Annotated in this window: 10 protein-coding genes and 3 pseudogenes; 7 read left to right on the top strand and 6 right to left on the bottom strand. The window is 61.7% G+C overall.

Features of this window, described 5'->3' with window-relative positions; genetic code table 11:
• Positions 1-75: 75 nt before the first annotated feature.
• Positions 76-1,014: a LysR family transcriptional regulator gene (locus tag AB1I47_RS00065; RefSeq protein WP_354681758.1), complete on the top strand. Its 939-nt coding sequence runs from the start codon at positions 76-78 to the stop codon at positions 1,012-1,014.
• Here the strand turns inward: AB1I47_RS00065 and AB1I47_RS00060 are convergent.
• Together AB1I47_RS00060 and AB1I47_RS00055 are read right to left on the bottom strand one after the other, a co-directional pair.
• Entirely contained in the window at positions 1,007-1,321 is a 315-nt protein-coding gene (locus tag AB1I47_RS00060; RefSeq protein WP_354681757.1) for an NIPSNAP family protein, read from the bottom strand. The genes AB1I47_RS00065 and AB1I47_RS00060 overlap by 8 nt on opposite strands.
• Before the next feature lie 41 nt (positions 1,322-1,362).
• Positions 1,363-2,526, bottom strand: a complete 1,164-nt coding sequence (locus tag AB1I47_RS00055; RefSeq protein WP_354681961.1) for an iron-containing alcohol dehydrogenase — start codon at positions 2,524-2,526, stop codon at positions 1,363-1,365.
• 279 nt (positions 2,527-2,805) lie between these two features.
• Here AB1I47_RS00055 and AB1I47_RS00050 point away from each other — a divergent pair, with 279 nt between their 5' ends.
• The 4 genes and pseudogenes from AB1I47_RS00050 to AB1I47_RS00035 all read left to right on the top strand — a co-directional run.
• Positions 2,806-4,113, top strand: a complete 1,308-nt coding sequence (locus tag AB1I47_RS00050) for an MFS transporter (protein ID WP_407935784.1) — start codon at positions 2,806-2,808, stop codon at positions 4,111-4,113.
• Between the two features lie 57 nt (positions 4,114-4,170).
• A pseudogene (locus AB1I47_RS00045) lies at positions 4,171-4,824 on the top strand (SDR family NAD(P)-dependent oxidoreductase); the annotation flags it as partial.
• Positions 4,814-6,109, top strand: a pseudogene (locus AB1I47_RS00040) (ATP-dependent helicase); the annotation flags it as partial. The pseudogenes AB1I47_RS00045 and AB1I47_RS00040, both read left to right, overlap by 11 nt.
• Positions 6,110-6,533: 424 nt before the next feature.
• Positions 6,534-6,722: pseudogene (locus AB1I47_RS00035) on the top strand (transposase); the annotation flags it as partial.
• A gap of 57 nt (positions 6,723-6,779) precedes the next feature.
• On the opposite strand, the gene AB1I47_RS00030 reads toward AB1I47_RS00035, so the two are convergent.
• Positions 6,780-8,180, bottom strand: coding sequence for a replication initiation protein (locus AB1I47_RS00030; protein WP_354681755.1), 1,401 nt, complete (start codon positions 8,178-8,180; stop codon positions 6,780-6,782).
• Between the two features lie 430 nt (positions 8,181-8,610).
• Positions 8,611-8,916 carry a hypothetical protein gene (locus AB1I47_RS00025; protein ID WP_354681754.1) on the bottom strand — a complete coding sequence of 102 codons (306 nt, stop codon included), beginning with the start codon at positions 8,914-8,916 and terminating at the stop codon, positions 8,611-8,613.
• 478 nt (positions 8,917-9,394) lie between these two features.
• Between AB1I47_RS00025 and AB1I47_RS00020 the strand changes: the two genes are divergently transcribed.
• Positions 9,395-10,606 (top strand): ParA family protein, encoded by a 1,212-nt coding sequence (locus AB1I47_RS00020; RefSeq protein WP_354681960.1) that lies wholly within the window; start codon positions 9,395-9,397, stop codon positions 10,604-10,606.
• On the top strand, positions 10,603-11,574 hold the full coding sequence (locus AB1I47_RS00015) for a ParB/RepB/Spo0J family partition protein (protein WP_354681753.1): 972 nt from the start codon (positions 10,603-10,605) through the stop codon (positions 11,572-11,574). The genes AB1I47_RS00020 and AB1I47_RS00015 overlap by 4 nt, the downstream gene beginning before the upstream one ends.
• Positions 11,575-14,489: 2,915 nt before the next feature.
• On the opposite strand, the gene AB1I47_RS00010 is transcribed toward AB1I47_RS00015, so the two are convergent.
• Positions 14,490-16,340, bottom strand: a complete 1,851-nt coding sequence (locus AB1I47_RS00010; RefSeq protein WP_354681752.1) for a phage integrase family protein — start codon at positions 16,338-16,340, stop codon at positions 14,490-14,492.
• Positions 16,341-17,199: 859 nt separating this feature from the next.
• Positions 17,200-17,378: transposase (locus tag AB1I47_RS00005; RefSeq protein ID WP_354681959.1), on the bottom strand; the 179-nt coding region annotated here is incomplete at its 5' end.

Raw genomic sequence — 17,378 nt, 5'->3', positions numbered from 1 at the left:
GCGTGAGGAGGTGCAGGCGACCACCGTCCAACGCCGCAAAAGGCTATAGTGTCGCCTTTCGGTCCTGTCGTTGCCATGAAGCCGCTGGCTGTTCCTACCCTCGCCAACATTGCATCGCGTCTTCGCCTCAAGCAGTTGCGGCTGCTGATCGCGCTCGAGAACCATGGCTCGCTGCACAAGGCAGCCGAGGAAATCGCCATCTCGCAACCCGGCGCGACCAAGGTGCTGCGCGAGATCGAGGACATTCTCGGAATGCCGCTGTTCGAACGGCAGCCGAAAGGACTGGTCGCCAATGATCTCGGACGCTGCATCACGCGCTATGCGCGCCTGATCTACAGTGACCTGGAACACCTGCATGCCGAGGTCACTGCGCTGACGCAGGGACACGGGGGCCACCTTGCGGTCGGCGTCATCATGGGGGCAGTGCCGCTGCTGACGCGGGCGCTGACCGACCTGCGCCATCGTCAGCCACATCTTTCGATCGAGATCGTGGAAGGGACCAGCGCCAGCCTGCTGGCGCTGATCGACGAGGGGCGGCTCGATCTGGCCATCTGCCGCAGCGGCGGCAGCCGGCGTCCGGAGGCTTACGACTGCGTGCCGCTCGAACCCGAGCCGCTTGCGGTGGTAGTCGCGCGCACGCATGCCCTCGCCCGCAGGAAGACGCTGACCCTGCGCGACCTCGCGGATGCGTCATGGGTCGCCTACCCCGTCAACACACCGATGCGGTTCGCGCTCGAGCGCGCGCTCGCCGACGCCGGCATCGACGTGCCACGCTATCCGATCGAAACCGCATCGACATTCGCGGCCCTCACCATGTTGCAGGCGAATGCCGAGCTGGTCGCCGTGATCCCCCGCGAAGTGGCGGCATTTGGCGAGCAGTTCGGGCTGGTGGCGCGCCTACCGGTCGCGATCCCGGCCATCGAGGAGCCCTACGGCGTGGTGAACCGTGCCGGCGCGCACCTTTCACCGGGTGCAGCGCTGCTTGCCGAGGCGCTGCAGCAACACCTCATCTGATCGGTGAGAACGCAGCCGGCATCAGCAGCTTGGACTCCATCTCCTCGAGCATCGGGAAGGCCTTGGGAATGAATTTCTCGAGCCAGTCGCGGTCTTCATAAAGTGCCGCGCGCCGCTTTATGCGATCGTCCAGGCTTTCATAGGCCCAGATATGGACCACCTGGTTGAGTTCACCGATTTCGGTGTACCACCAGCCGACGAGCGTGGCGTAGCGGGAAATCACCGGCAGGCCTTCCTGTTCGAAGTGCTGCAGGTATTCCTTCATCTTGCCGATCCGGACCGTATAGGTCCGCATTTCATAAAACATGGAGACTCCTGTTCCAGGATGATGGGGCCGCTGCGGGCCGCTCAAAGGTTGCCAGCATGCGCCGCCACGATGATTCCCTCGATATCTCCCGCCGTGGTCAGGCGCGGGTTGACCAGGACGTTGCCGCTACGCATCGAGTCGGCAACCATCTGCGGCAGGTACTCAAGGTCAACACCGAGCTCGCGGATGTTTGAAGGAATACCGAGCGCGCGGTTGAGTTCGACGATCTGCGCCACCAGGCACCGCGCAGCGGTTTCGACATCGACGCCCGCCGCCTCCCCACCGAGCGCTTCGGCGATGTCGCGGTAGCGCTCCGGACATGCGGGCACGTTGAACGCGATCACATAGGGAAGCAGCGCCGCATTGGCGATGCCATGGGCGATGTTGAACACGCCGCCCATCGTGTGCGATATCGCGTGGACGTTGCCCAGCTTCGACTGCGAGAAGGCCACGCCAGCAAGAAACGACCCCAGCAGCATGTCCTCCCTGGCCGCGAGGTCTGAACCGACGTAGTAGGCCTTACGCAGGCTGCGCCCGATCAGGCGCACGGCGCCCAGCGCCAGCGCCTGGCTGACCGGATTCGCCTGCTTCGATACATACGATTCGATCGCATGGGTGAGCGCATCCATGCCCGTCGCGGCGGTGATGGCCGGCGGCAGGTTCAGCGTCAGTTCGGCGTCCAGGATCGCCAGTTGCGGAAACAGCCGCGGACTGATGATCACGGTCTTGAACAGCGTCTCCTTGTTCGTAAAAACCGTCGAGGCGGTGCATTCGCTGCCGGTGCCCGACGTCGTCGGAATCGCGAAAATCGGCAGCGGTGCGTTAGGAATCCTGTCGTAGCCTTCGTAGTCGAGGATGGTGCCTTCGTTGGTCGCCATCGCGGCGACACCCTTGGCGGTATCGATGCTGCTGCCGCCGCCGACGCCAATCACTGCGCTGCAACCATGGTCCTTCAGGAAGGCCACGGCGCGCTCCAGCACGGTGGTGCTGGGATTGGCCTCGACGCCCGAGAAGACGTCATAGGCGACGTCCGCTGCGCTGAGGGAGGAAAAAAATCCTTCCAGCACACCACTCTTGATCAGGCCTTCGTCAGTCACCACCAGCAGCTTGCCGCGGAACAAGGGCTTGAGTAACTCGCCGGCCCGACTGGCCAGGCCATTGCCAAATTTGAGCGTGGTCGGGAAGAAATATTGGAATGGAATCATGGGCATTCTCCGTTCGATGTCTCCGTGCCCCGAACAGTACAAAGCCCCGGGCGATCCCGGTAATGAAAAGACTGGATTGGCTGATAACGGCCCCTTATGCGGTTACCCAGGCGGACAACCCATGCAGGGAAACACCGATCGGATGACTGTCCGTGCATGCCGATCCCGCTCGTTATCACGCAATCACAAAGAGTCATTTGGCAAGGGCTGGCGGCGACCCTACAGTGCCGTGCGGAAACAAACCAACACGCCGCACCACTACAACGACGCGAGACAACCATGCCGTCCTTACACTCCCCTGCCCTGTCGTCGCCAACGGTCAGCGAGGCCGTGCGCCCCACCAGCGTGCGCTGGCGCATCTTCCTGATCATGCTGCTGCTGACAGCGATCAACTACATCGACCGGGCCTCACTGTCGGTCGCGCTGCCCTTGATCGCGCCAGAATTCAACCTGTCTCCGGCGCTAGAAGGCCTGATGCTGAGCGCATTCTTCTGGTCGTACGCACTGATGCAGATCCCAGCCGGCGTGCTGCTGGACCGGTACCATACGCGCGGCATCATCGCCACGGCGACGGTTGCTTGGGGTGCCTTCCAGGCGCTGGGCGCCGCCTCCCACAACTGGATCGTGCTGCTGCTCACGCGCATGGGCCTAGGCGTGTCCGAGTCGCCGATCATGCCGGCCGGTGCCAAGCTGATCGGCACATGGCTGACCCCGCACGAGCGCGGTCGCGGCGCCGTGCTCGTCGATGGCGGCGCCCCGCTTGGCAGCGCCCTGGGAGCGATCCTGATCTCGGGGTTGATCGCCTGGTTCGGCTCGTGGCGCATCGCGTTCGTGATCGCCGGCGTCGGTACCATGCTGGCGGGCTTGCTGGCGTGGCGCTACATCCGCAACCATCCGTCGGACCACCCGGGCGTCAACGCGGCCGAACTGGAACACATCGTGCGCGGCAACGCGCCAGCCAGCGCCGCCACCACGCGCGTGCCAATGCGCGAATTGGTGCGGGACCGCTCGGTGCTGGCGATGTTCGCCGGCTACAGCTGCATCCTCGCGGTCTTCTATGGCTTGTTGACGTGGATGCCGAGCTATTTGCACAAGGCGCACGGCTTCAACATCGCCGCCATGGGCGGCGCCACGTTCATCATCTTCATGTCGGGCTTCGTCGGCGAGCTCATCGGCGGCTATATCGGCGACCGGTGGAAGGCCTCGGGCGCATCGCCCAATGTTGTAATGCGCACGATGTTCAGCGGATCGTCCCTGGTGGCAGCGGCCTGCATCCTCGCTGCAGCCTACATCGCCAGCTCCGGCACGGTCGTCCTGCTGCTGTGCGTGGCGATGTTCTTCATCCGGTTCTGCGGCATGTACTGGAGCCTGCCGGCCATCGTCGGCGGCCCCGAGCGCAGCGGCGTGCTGGGCGGCACCATGAACTTCTGCGGCAATATGGCCGGCGTGGTGGTGCCGATATTGATCGGCGGGATCGTCCAGTGGTCAGGCTCGTATTTTCTGGCGCTCCTGTTCTTCGTCGTCATGGCGGTGCTGATCGCGGTGTTCTCGAGCCTGATCGACTACCGGCCGCGTTCGCACGGCTAGCCTGTAAGGCGACTGCCAACGAATACCGTCAACCAAGCAGCAAGAGAGAGCAACGAAATGGATCTGGGACTGCAAGGCAAGCGCGCGCTGGTGTGTGGCGCGAGCAAGGGCCTCGGCTTTGCCTTGCCGACGCACTGGCCGCCGAGGGCGTAGACGTGGTGATCGTGGCGCGCAACGCCGAATCGCTGGGGGAAGGCCGCCAGCGAGCTCCGTGCGCGCCATGGCCACCGCGTGATCACCGTGGCTGCCGACATCACGAAGCCCGAGGGCCGCGCCGCGGCACTGGACGCGGTGGCTGGGCTCGGCAATCTCGACATCCTCATCAACAATGCCGGAGGTCCTCCGCCGGGAAACTTCCGCGACTGGGACCGCAACGCGTGGATGGCCGCGCTCGACGCCAACATGTTGACGCCGATCGAGTTGATCAAGGCCACCGTCGACGGCATGATCGCGCGCAAGTGGGGCCGCATCATCAACATCACCAGCGGCGCAGTCAAGGCGCCGATTGACGTGCTGGGTCTCTCCAACGGGGCGCGCTCTGGCCTGACAGGCTTCGTCGCAGGACTGGCGCGCGCGGTCGCGCAACACGGGGTGACGGTGAACAACATGCTGCCGGGGCCGTTCAATACGGACCGCCTCGGCAAGACCATTGAAGGCGCCGCCCGGCAAACCGGCCTGACCGCGCAGGACATGTGCAGACGGCACCGCCGAAGAAGCGCTTTACCGTGGCTACCAGGATTCACTGGAGCGAAACGGTAAGATTGATTTCCAGGACGTGCTTAGACTAGCCGTGGAAGGTATGCAGAACGGCACCATCGAGCCGTATCGGTTCAGGTACCTTCTGGTCGACGAGTTTCAGGACACTGACCCTCTCCAATATCAATGGATCGCCTCGCATGCTCAGGCCGGATCAATTGTGACCGTTGTTGGCGATGACGACCAGAGCATCTATGGCTTCAGGTCGGCGCTGGGCTTCCGCGGAATGGAGTCCTTCATTCGTCAGTTTGACGCGCAGTCGGTGGTGTTAGGCAACAACTATCGCTGCCACGCAGAGATTCTTGGGGCGGCGGACCGAATCATCCGGAATAACCGCGACCGGATCCCAAAGGAACTGGTTGCGCATAAGGGCCCCGGCGGGCTGGTTCAGTTCCAGCGGTTCGCTGATGAGTATGCCGAGGCTGTCGCAGCGATGGAGCATCTGACGGCGGCGGTAAGGAATGGCCAATCGGCGGCAGTCCTTGCGCGTACCAACCGCATTCTCGACCCCGTCGAGGCGATATGCCGATCGCATGGCGTCAAGTATTTTCGGGCGTCCGGCAAGTCGATTCTGAACCGGCCGGAAGCTGCCCTCATGTGCAATCTTCTGGAACTGGTCCAGAAGACGAGGAGTACCGGTGTGGACGCGCTGCTGTCCTTTGTCGGGATTGATACCCAAGAACTACGGCTCCTGCACAGCAAGGGCCGCGCAAATACAGAACAGCGCCAAAGAAAAGAGCTCCTGGAACTGGGCCTTTCCGAGGCGTCGGCGGATCGCTATCGGGAACTTATGAAACGGCTTGTCGAGTGGCGATCGCTCTGCGACAGGCAATTTTATTCGCTGGTGCTGGAAGGAGTGTACGGGTGGATGATGCACCAGACCGACTCGGAGCCTGCCCGTCGTGCCACGACCACGACGTTCGACGTACTGTCCCGACTCAATGGTCCATTTTCCGACAGGCTGGAGTTCCTGCGCCGCAGCAACAATGAGCCGGCGCCGGATGCGTTGATCCTAACAACCATGCACAGCTCCAAGGGGCTAGAGTGGGATCGGGTATGGATCATCCGGGCCGAGGAAACCGTGGTGCCCGATGAGAAAAGCACCGAATCGGAAGAGCGTCGCCTGTTCTATGTGGCGGTGACCAGAGCGCGGGAAGATCTGCGGCTATCGATGGCCAAGAAGAATCCCACCTCTCGCTTTGTCTTAGAGGCAGGCCTTGATGCGTCGACCACTACATGACGACGCCAGAGATGTGGCGCAGTGATCCGGTATTTTTGCTGCTGCAAACGGGAGCAAGTGCAAGAAGGGATGACATTGCTCAAAAGTGCCCTAAATCGACCTGCGCGCCAGTCCTCGACATGTCCGCCGCGCACAAGTACGACGCGGCACTCGGATTTGCAAGGAAAAGTGGAGAGCCCGTAGCGATTTTAACAAACGAAAAAAGACCTGGAGCCTGTGGACTTATTCCTTAACCATGCATAGTTAAGCGGATGGTCTGCTGGTCGCCTTGCCAGCAAAGGGGCAACGCCGATTTAAAACTGACCCACTTTCCCAAGAATCGCCGAAGTAAAACAGACCCAGTTGGCTCCCGTCAGCCGACCGCCTTGACGGCAGTCCGGCTGTTCGTTTGTCCCGCGCGGCGCTTGTCCGCATAGTTCGCGTAATGATCGATATCCACCCGGCGCTCGACATATCAGTCCTGGTCAACAACCTCAAGACCGCGAACGCGCGTCGGGCTCGCAACCAATTCGCCGAGCACTTAGCCACGTTTTATCGAAAGCCTTTGTTCTGGAGTCGCGCCTATTTTGTTGGAAGCGTGGGGGGAGCCACGCTGGAGACCGTACGCGCGTATCTCGAAGCACAAGGCACTGAGGAGCACGCGCGGAAGTCGCCCGCCGCAAAGCAGGGGTCATTGCGCGACCTGGGACTTGATTCGGCCAAAGACAAACTGTCCCAGGTACCAGGACAGATCGGGCGTTGTCAGTATGATGTCCTCCGTGATGGACGACGCCTCCAGCTTCATCCGCCTCAGCACAAGCTTGCCCTCCCTCGACGTAAGCCAGGCCCGGACATGCTCGCGGCGAGCTTTGGCATCAGACGCCGTGAAGTGCTCGCGTCCTTGGCGAGATTCATCATTCATGCGCGCGCGCGTTTCGTCCTCTCGCGAAGCGACGCTACGCTCCACGGACGTCTTTACGGCGGCCTTGAGGGCTTCCTGCTCCGTTTCCTCTGTCAGTAGCTTGGTCTGAACCTGCACCATGGTCCGCTCGGCTTCGGACATGCGCCAGTTGTCGCGCAACGCCTTCATCAGATAGCCGGACGGACTCTTCTTCACCTGGCCGCGATTGAGCTTGAACCGCGTGTACTCGATTGCTTGCAGAATCCGGTCATCATTCCATGTTTCCCGGTTCTCAGAGATCTCGGTGAACTGGCGTGTCGACAGGTTGAACTCGTCTTTCAGGATCTTGTAGATTTGGCTCGCGTCAGACAGGCTCGCCATCACTGCGTCCGCCGTGTCCTTGCGCTGCAACTGGAAGCGGATCCGGTCCACCTTCTTCGACGAGGTAGATTCCGTTCTGGTTTCGTAGGACAGTTCGATGTCCGAGATCTCATTAATTTCCCGGACTGCCGGCTCGAGCCAGTCGCGCTTGAAGTATTTGAAGATGCTGGCGTTCGCGCCCATCTTGCCGGGCCAGGTCCGCATCTCGTCAAGCTTGATCCAGTCAGTGCGCCCTGCCGGCACGCTGGGTAATACCTTGTCGTAGATGGCGCGCGCCAGGCTACGCGTGAACGCTGTCGAGATACGCAGGCTCAGCCAGTGTGACTTGCGTGGGTCCCGAATATGTGGGATCAGGCTGTGGTGCACATCGAAGCGGATACGGCCACGGTGCATCGCCACCATGCCGATCAACTGAACTTGTACCCAGATGTCATCCTCGGCCGGCTCACGGTCCGAGGGCGTGTTGGTAACGCGGATTTTCGCGTTCTGGGCTTCATCGGCGATAGTGCGCAGATGCTTTAGGTTGCGGCTGTCATAGCGCATGAGCCATTTAAAGTAATTCAGCTCAACGTCATACTGATCGGGGATTTCCGGCTCTTGGGCGACGATGAAGTAGGCGGCATCGAGGAACCGCCGCGCCGCCAGTCCCATGTTCACGATTTCCGTGAAGAAGTTATTGCGCTGATAGCCGATTTCGCGGTTCGCCTCGTTGACGGACATGCCGAGGTCGAACATGTCTTCGAACAGCGCGAGCGCCATTTGCCGAGGCGTGGTCCTCGCTTTGATCTCCACTGGATTCTCGGCCGCCATACTTTTGGTTCCACTCTTTTGGGCTGGGGTGACTCTAGCACGTGATGGTGAGGTTCTCAACACAATGAACCTCACCATAGAGACCCGGTAGGAGGGTCCTGATCTTGCCCTTACGGTGCCAGCACAACGAACCTCACCCTACGCACAATGGACCTCACCGTTGCGCAAGGCGAGCCGCGGCTACCGTGGCGTCCAGCCGATGCCCGGCGGGGATATCCACAGGTCCCGCACAACGTACCTCACCTTTGTTGGCTCGGCACAAGAACTCTCACCTTGAGGAACAATGGGCCTCACCTAGGTCGCACAACAAACCGCACTGTCGCGGCACAACACACCTCACCTTTGGCACATTGCACCTCACCTTGCCGACATTAAGTGTTTGATGTGAAACGGCTTTGGTTTCTTCTGTTTGTTTGTCGGTGGGTTTACTTCAAAAAAAACCGAACAAACCAGCAGGAGGCACGCGCACGCGCTCGCACAAGTTGCTGTCGCTCTCAAAACACAGGGAACAACGGAGAGATCTGGTCATGACGTCCCGATTCGCCGAGCCGGCGATACCGTGGATTGGGCAGACCGCATTGCCCGCATTGTCCAATGCTTCGCAATCGCGGCCCCCTGCGCTCGATTTGTCATCCGTGTAGCACCATCCGATGGTGAGGTTTTTTGTGCTGCGCCGAAGGTGAGGTTGGTTGTGCAAGTCGCCGCTGAGGTTTTTTTCGCGCAGGGTGAGGTTCATTGTGCGACGCGGAAAATTCCCGTGCGCAGCGCGCACAATGGACCTCACCTTTGCCGTCCCTGCGCAAAATTCGTCCCGGATCCATCGCAAACCAAGCGGATGTTGGCGGACTCTGACGCCGCGAAGGCCTAGCTCAGTCGGACGCGACTGACCAGGGGTCGCGCGGAAGGTGAGGTCAATTGTGCAGAATCCGAGAATTGGGCTTCCGGCATCAAGCAATTAGCGGCACCGTTCGCTGGCTTCGGCCGGGCATGGTGAGGTCATTTGTGCTCGGTTGCCGCGCCGGCATACGTAGAGACTGCCTGTGGAAACCTGCCGTAACTGGTTGTGCAGGGCTAGGCGCCCCTTATTTGCCTAAAATTTGAGCAAAACGAGGGCTTTTTTAGAAAAGTTGGCTTCAAAAACAACAGTTTATGCGGCATTACTCAAGCATTTCCTGTATTCTGAGCTTTCCAGAATTTTGTGGAAAAACCTCAGAATGGTGAAAACGAGCCAACTTCCTGCAGTCGACCGGACTGTCCCGCTAGAGCAGATCTCCCAGTTCGCGGAAAAGGTCACCATTTTTACGGATGAACTTCGCGAAACGATTCTTGCGCCGCGCCCTCGAAAAACGGCGCCGGTATTCAAGACCGGGGAGATCGCCGAGATGTGCAACATCTCGCATTCCCAGGTGCAATACCTTGCCACCAAGGGCGATGGCGAGTTGCCGCCAGGCACTGCGGCGGGGACCGGACGCACCCGCACCTTCACCTTGGAGGAAGCTCGCACGTGGGTGCAGAAAGTCTCGGACATTTATCAGACACCGCTAGTCACCGGTACGCGCGAGCCCGAGGGGAAAATCATCATCACGGCGCAGCTAAAGGGCGGGTCGGCCAAGACTACGACAACGATGTGCCTCGCCCAAGGACTGACGTTGCGCGGCAGGAAAGTGCTGGTGGTGGACCTGGATCCACAGGCGTCGCTGTCCGAACTATGTGGGCTGTACGCCGAGAAAGACGTCTCGCCGGAAGACTCCGTGTTGCCGTATATCTACGATCAGCAGATCGAGGGCGGCTTGCTCGGCCAGGTGCAATCGACGTACTGGGACGGCCTAGATCTGATTCCCGCGCACACCGAATTGATCGGCGCGGAGTTCCATTTGCCTGCCATGCAGAAGGTCAAGCCGGGCTTCCGCTTCTGGACCGTCCTCAGGGAGGGACTGGAGCCGTTACGGAGGCACTACGACTACATCCTCATGGACACGTCGCCGTCGCTTTCCTATATGAACTTGAATGCCCTGCTAGCGGCGGACGCGATGGTCATGCCGATGGTCCCGGAGAACCTGGACTTCATTAGCTCCCTGTCGTTCTGGCGTCTGTTCTCGGATGTCTCCAAGAGCTTCATCAAATACGAAGCGGACAAGAAGTACGACTTTGTGTCGTTGCTGCTGTCGCGGGTCGATTATGGGCGTACGTCCTCGGCACCGATTGTTCGGGCGTGGGCGCAGAGCGCCTATGAAAGCTGGCTGCATTCAATCGAGGTGCCAGCCAGTTCTGTGATGAGCACGGGCGCCTTGGCGTTCTCGACCGTATTCGACGTGAGTAGTACCCATAGCGCAGCAAAATCGCTGCAGCGGGTGCGCCAGCCGATTGTGGACTATTGCCGATGGTTGGATGAAATCTACGCAGAAAAATGGAGGAGCGCGCAATGAGCAATATGCGAGAGCAGCTGTTGGCGAAGACGGCTGGTATCCGGAAGACATCGGCAATTCAACAGGACGAGATCAAGCGTAACGACCGTACGCAGACCGCACCTGGCCTGGCTGGGGCACTGGCCGTGGCACAGATGCGTGTGCAGGAACTGGAGGCCGCAGGGGTAACATCGCAACTAGCTGTCGCTGACATTATGCCGAACCCTTGGCAGCCTCGGCGCGTCTTCAACGATTCCAAACTCTCGGACCTTGCTGAGTCCATCCGCGAGGTGGGGTTGATGCAACCCATCGTGGTGCGCCGCGCCGAAGCGGGCTACCAGATCGTGGCAGGTGAACGCCGGTGGCGCGCCCACAAGATGCTTGGTGCCGATACCATCAAAGCGGTGGTCGCTGATCCGTCTGACGCCGATATGGCGGTGCTGGCCCTCGTAGAGAACGTTAGCCGTGACGATCTCTCTGACTATGAGATTGCGCTTTCCATTCGCCAAACCGAGAAGGAGTTCCCATCCCGCTCACGACTGGCCGAGGCCCTCGGGCTGTCCAGGAGCGGTCTCTACCGATTCCTGAGCTTCGCGCAACTTCCCGACTATGTGATCCGGGATCTGGACCTTCAGCCTACCCTGCTCGGCGGGACGGCCGCCGAAGCGATCGTCATGACCATCCGCAAGTATGGTGAGGCGGGCGATGCAGCGGCGAAGGAAATCTGGCCGCTGGTGGCGGCTGGCAAGATGGACCAGGGTAAAGTGGCTGGGGCAATCAAAGCGCTGGCAACCCGTCGAGTTGTTGCCCCCAATTCCGCGAGCGAACGAAGCATCGACAAGTTCTTTGCTGGCAAAGAGCACGCCGGTTCGATTACCAAGGATGCCAATGGGTTCACGGTTAAGATCAAGCTCGGTGCACTGAGCGAGGCGCTGGAGACCCAGATCCGCCAGCTGATCAGCGAGACGTTTCACCACCAGCCGAAGTAGTCTGACGCGACGCGACAAAAAGCCCGCCACATGGCGGGCTTTTTGTTTGGCCGCCAACGGCGAGCCCGCTAGCACATGGTGCTGTGGTATCAGGCAGGCTTCGTTTCGCCTGCAATGATAAGGTCGCTAGGGATTGCGCAACTGTCCCGAGTTGGGACACCGGCCACATGCCTTGGGAAGTGGATGGTCGACTGGCGCTTTGCTGTACGGACGTTTCCGAAGGTGCGAGGGCGCTGGGTGCGACGCTCCGGGGCAGCTGTCCCGAGTTGGGACAGTCGGCTCTGTTCCGGCGTGCCGTCTCAGCGTGACCCTACGCAGGCGGGCGGTGGCACCATTGGTGGTGGCCTTGACCACCGCACGGTGGCCGGAAGGCCAGAGCGCGAGACTGTCCCGAGTTAGGACACCCGCCCACAGCATGACTGGGGGACTCGATCGCGCTGCGACGACGAACGAACGCCTGCATCCCAACGGGGCCACTGCCGGGCGCCGATGGAGTGTAGGCGGGCGGCATGCGGAATCGCTGTCAATCGTGCAAGCTGTGAGACCAAAGCGGTCCGGCAACCTGCCGCCAGGCGGGCTAAGTGTGTTGCGACCGAAAGCGGGGAAACTGTCCCGACTTGGGACACTCGGAGTCTGCTACAACTGGGATCGTGCCCAACAGTGTTTCACGCGGGGTCTGTCCGCCGGACCGGGTCGAGGCCAGCGATTCCAACGCCAGGCACGGGCCGCTCCATCTCAGCTCTGCCTTCGGCAGCCGATGCCATGCAGACGCCGAAACTGTCCCAACTCGGGACAGCTAGGTACGGGGGGCACTGAACCGGGTGTGCTGCCGCGCAGGAACTGTCCCAAGTCTGGACAATCGCAGGGCCAAGCCTCACGGGCCGCGCCCTGTCGTGGGTGCTGCCTCGGGTTGGACTGATTGCGCCTTGCCCACGGCATTCGCTGCGTGGGCATTGTCCTGTCAGACGGCAAGGCGACCCGCCACGGAACTGGCGAGAAACTGTCCCAACTTGGGACACTGGCATCGTTGCAGCCGCGCTGCCGCGAGCTATATTCCGAAGCGCCGGGCTGCCCGTGGGTAGGCCGCAGCGCCACGAAGCGCCGGCGCCGAACCCCCAAGACTCATGCAGGGCGACGGCTAACCCCATGTCGTACCGCAGCCAAATGTCCCCCTGACGCGAATCACGCCGATCAACGAAGGTTGCCAAAATGGGTGGTCCACCAACGTTGCATTGAAGGGACTGCCCCCACTTGGGGCATCAGGTTCGAGTCTCCGCGAGCCAATCCACGGTGCGATCCGTCGTGGTTGCCGCGATGTGCCCGCGTGGAACAAGGACATGCCGGCGAAGCTTGTCCCGACTTGGGACAGTCGTCGAAGGGTGGCGATTGGGAAATTCGCGCTGAGACGCGCGGGCCGCTGCTGTAGCCGTGCTGCCTTTGCCTGCAGCGGCGTGGGCGCCAGATGGTCCGCTTGGACTTCGCTCCCTGAGAAACGCTCCGCTAGGAGACCCTGTCTGCCCCCGGTGAAACGTGCGACTGCCTGTCGCCGATGAACCCTCAGCTGCTATCACTGCGACTACAACCCGATGCTTCGGTCGCGCCTTGCCCTAAACGACGGCAACGACCGGGCTCGTTGCAGGCCAGCATCGCACTTGCACCGCCGCGGGCAGCAACCAAACCTGTCCCGACTTGGGACACTTGTTGAGGAAGAGATTCGACGCGGTTGTTACGTCCTGTACCCGTGCAAAGACTTCCGAAGGGCAGTCCCCGTTTGCGGCAGCCGAGGCGACAGGGGTCAAGCGGCCTTGTGCCGGGAATGGGCTGAAGTGCGATGTCGCGGGATCCGGCAATCGATGTCGCCCTATGAGCTACGTCTGACACGCCGCAAGGTGACACGCCTCTGCGCACGAGAGCAGCTGCCCCGACTTGGGACCTGGGTCGGCTTAGCCGGGTCCAACTCCCTGCCTAGAGCGCGGGCCCTCGCTGTCCCACGGGCGAGGCGAACAGCTGAACTGTCCCGACTTGGGACACTGACACTAGGGCTTCCCGAGACGCGGTGTGCCGCCCCGCTGTCCCGGCCTGCACTGTCCCAAGTCGGGACACCTCGGCGGGAAATCTTGCCAGCAGTCGCATCCCGGGCGCAATCTTTGCCTGTGGCAATGATGTCCTGGCGTTGTTCGGATTGGGAGGCGGCGACTGTCCCGAGTTGGGACATCTGCGCCCCGGCTCGGCTGACCAGCGTGGTGCCTGCCGCTAGATCCCACCCTCTGAGCCACGTGTGACAGGCCGCATGGTGACACGCGTCGGCGCGAGAGTATCTGCCCCAACTTGGGACCTGAGTCGGCTTAGCCGCGTCCAACTCCCTGCCTAGAGCGCGGGACCCTCGCCGTCCCACGGCTGCGGCAGACCGATGCAGCCGAGACTGTCCCGACTTGGGACACTGACACAAGGGCATCCCGATACGCGGTGTGCCGCCGCTGTCCCGGGCTGCTGTCCCAAGTTGCGACACTTCGGCGCGGAATCTTTGTCGGCCGGTCGCCTCTAGGGCGCAACCTTTGCTTGTGGCAAAGATGTCTCAAGTTGTTCGAATTGGGAGGCGGCGGTTGTCCCAAGTCGGGACAGTCGCGCCCCGGCTCAGCTGCGGATGGCCACCGCAGGCCCCACGTCGCGACTGACGTAGCGCGCGTCAACTCCACATTAACCTGAACACAGCGCGGTTTCCCCGACATACGGTCAACGGGCCGGCCTCAGCGATGAGGAACGGGCTTGGCGCCAACCGCTTAGAGGAAGCGCCAGCTGGTGGTGCGGGCACAGACGAATGGCGTCCTACGCCGCAGCCACCAACGATCGCACGCAAGACATTGGTGGACACGGCAGAGGCCTCAGCGCTAATCGAAGGCTTCGGCCGAGGCACCCTAACTGGGGAAGAGCTTCGACACTGCGGCGAGGCCTCGCGCCCGTTCAGCGCGGACATACAGAGAGGTCGTTTGCAGTGAGGCGTGCCCCAATAGCCGTTGGAGGACGTCCGCAGGCATTTCGTTTGCCACCGCATAGGTGGCAAAGGTATGCCGCAGCGCATGAGGCGCCGCATGGCGCAGAAGTTCACGCTCTGCCGCGGCCAGCGGAAGCGTGGCGTCGTCGGCGATACGCAGCAGTGTCGTCGTCAGCAGTTGATACAGCCCATCGGGTGTGAATCCCTTGCCATTCAGCACGGGATCGCCGTCCTCCAGGCTAAGGTGCTTCGCCTGCGCCGTACGCGTCAAAGGCACCACCACTGGCGAGAGCAGCGCCAACGGCTGGTCTGGATTCTCGAAATCGTGGCCGCGGTCGGCCCAGTGCGCGCGCAAGGCGTCGATGACTCGCGCTGGAAGGAACACGGTGCGCCACTTGTTGCGCTTACCCAGCAGGGTCAGTTCCCACAGCCCAGCGGGGATGCCGGCCTGTTCCGGGACCGGCTGGAGGTGGCATCGAAGCGCACGGGCCGCCTCCTCGCGGCGAGCGCCACTGCACCCCAACAGCAACACCGCCGCGCGCGCCAGACGGTATTGGGCACCTGGTGCATCGCCGTCTTTTGCAGCCAGCGGCGCTGCCTGCGGCGGCGAGGACCATTTCGCGCAGAGCCGGTCGAGGATCCCTTCGGGCCGTATGAGGGCCTCCCACAGCTGGCCAGGCAGGGCCTTTTCGACGGCGATCGGCACTTCCCGGCGCGCCGTCACCGGGTCCTGAACCAGCAGCCAGGGGTTGCCGCCCAAGTATCGCACGCCTACCAGCCAGGCAAAGAAGCCTCGCAGCACCAGCACCGCATAGCGCTGGGATTCCGGCTTGAGGGCGCCGGCAAACGGGCGCCAGCGCGCCGAAGTGCGTGGCGCCTTGGGGCCAATCCAGGATGGATCTGGCTGCGCCAGGAAATCCTTGTAGTGCTCGCAATCGTCGGCGCCGACACTGGACAACGCGGTGCGGCGCACACCCACGCACCAGAGCAGGAAGCGCTCCAATTCCTTCTGGTAGGCGCGCGCGGTTTTGTCCCGGTCACGGAACCGGTACAGGTAAGCCTGGATAGCCTCCAAATCATGACGCGCAGCAATCAGGCAGAAGCCCGGCGCCCGGTTACGGCCCTGGCTGCCGTCGAGCGCCGGCACGATCCGTTGTATCCGCTCCAGTGGCACCAGGCTGCGCGCGAGCTCGGCGCCCAGGTCGACCGATCCGGACTGGGGCGTGTCGTCGACGATGACGAGCGGGCCCAGCGTGGCCGCATGGGCCTGCAGCCAGCGCTCGATCGCACGGGCCTTGCCGGCACCCAGCCGCGGCACGGGCAAATACCAGCGCCTACCCCGCAGCGCGATATAGGCATGCAGCTGGGCGACAGTCAGGATGTTCTCGTGCCGCAACGCTTGGAAGACGATGGGACGCAGCCATGCCGACACCGGATCATCAGGCTTCGGCTGGGAGAAATCCTGGTCGGCGGCACGCACCAAATAGTCGATGGCGGTCTTAGGCCAGCGATTGAAACGGCGGGCGTCTGCCAGGCTCGCCGAAAGATACGGATTGCTGAGGCAAACGCGCTCGACCAGATGGTCGCGCATGGCGTCGAGCCTGGCTTCCAGCTGCGCCGAGGTCTCGATGCCGGCGGCGAGCAAAGCGTCTTCGTCATAGACGCGCACCAGGATGTCTGCGGTCGGGATGCGGTTGAGCCGAAAGCGTAGCGCCGTGAAGTCGGCCCGGGTATAGCGCGGGGTGTCAGCAGCGACGTGGTTGTGTTGAGCCATAACAGAGGGTTGAGGCTTTAGTCGGTGGGCCCTTCTTACCTGATAACATTTAACGCAAACAAGGCCGTAGCGGGCGGGGCTTGGGGAAGGTGAGGGCAACGCTGTCCGCCAAGTGCTGGAAGTCGGCGCATTTTCCCGCTAGACTTCTCATGTCCGGCGCTGAAATGCCTCTTCATACGCGGCCTGGACGTCCCTTCTTCCGATCCCCAGCGCCGTTCCCGGCATCCCTTCTACCGGTCCAAACTCCAAGTGAAGTGTGCGAAACCCCGTATAGTATCGAAAAAATTAAACCTGATAATACCAGCTATCAGGCAATATTCGGGATGTGCTCTATTTATTGCATTTTTTCCATCTCATCCCACTTTCGGCTTGAAGCCACGCGGGCGGGCACGCTAAAGCGACCGGAGCGAAGCACCTTCGGCCCCGGGCCCGCCCCATTCAACGACAACGGCAGAGTGAGGGACGGGTCAGAGCGGGGCAGCCTGGCAGGACCGATCGCCGCCCGTGTGACCGCTCATCCCTGCCGTTATGTAAGCCCGCCCTGCGACTGAGTTGCACGCTCTTGGCGTAACTTGCCTTAACCGCAATACCGGGACGTTCACGGGACTGGGCGCAGCAACGCGCGCGGGGTTGTCGGCGGACACCATCTAAGTAAAATTTATGGCGAATAATTTAATTAGCTTGTGGCGTTAGTTAAGTCGCCTTACCAAGCCGAAGCCTCCGCGTCGTGCGATGGCGTCTCGGCGCGAAGTGGGCTGCCACGAGTCGACTGTCCAGTGACACCTTTCCGCGCCAACCGGGGCACGCGAGTCTTGCTGTCGCAGCCTTTGAGTAAAATTTGCGCCCCATTTTATTAGGTTCATCGAGGAATTCCGGGGAAGGCTGCGCGGATTTTGAGGAAGAAGTATTCCTCGTCGCGATAGCCGTACGCGCGGCGCTTCATGACCTTGATGGTGTTGTTGATGCCTTCGACCACGCTGGTGTTCAATGGGTGGCGGCAGCGGGCCAAGATGCCATGCCAGTAGCCTTGCAGGCGCT

The organism is Cupriavidus necator (assembly GCF_040578825.1).
In the GTDB taxonomy this organism is placed as follows: domain Bacteria; phylum Pseudomonadota; class Gammaproteobacteria; order Burkholderiales; family Burkholderiaceae; genus Cupriavidus; species Cupriavidus necator_E.
The sequence above is the reverse complement of the archived record's forward strand: the minus strand, read 5'-3'. Positions and strand labels throughout refer to the sequence as shown.

Coding starts and splice junctions, on each gene's coding strand:
- AB1I47_RS00065 (WP_354681758.1), top strand. CDS start 76: ATGAAGCCGCTGGCTGTTCCTACCCTCGCCAACATTGCATCGCGTCTT.
- AB1I47_RS00060 (WP_354681757.1), bottom strand. CDS start 1,321: ATGTTTTATGAAATGCGGACCTATACGGTCCGGATCGGCAAGATGAAG.
- AB1I47_RS00055 (WP_354681961.1), bottom strand. CDS start 2,526: ATGATTCCATTCCAATATTTCTTCCCGACCACGCTCAAATTTGGCAAT.
- AB1I47_RS00050 (WP_407935784.1), top strand. CDS start 2,806: ATGCCGTCCTTACACTCCCCTGCCCTGTCGTCGCCAACGGTCAGCGAG.
- AB1I47_RS00030 (WP_354681755.1), bottom strand. CDS start 8,180: ATGGCGGCCGAGAATCCAGTGGAGATCAAAGCGAGGACCACGCCTCGG.
- AB1I47_RS00025 (WP_354681754.1), bottom strand. CDS start 8,916: ATGAACCTCACCCTGCGCGAAAAAAACCTCAGCGGCGACTTGCACAAC.
- AB1I47_RS00020 (WP_354681960.1), top strand. CDS start 9,395: ATGGTGAAAACGAGCCAACTTCCTGCAGTCGACCGGACTGTCCCGCTA.
- AB1I47_RS00015 (WP_354681753.1), top strand. CDS start 10,603: ATGAGCAATATGCGAGAGCAGCTGTTGGCGAAGACGGCTGGTATCCGG.
- AB1I47_RS00010 (WP_354681752.1), bottom strand. CDS start 16,340: ATGGCTCAACACAACCACGTCGCTGCTGACACCCCGCGCTATACCCGG.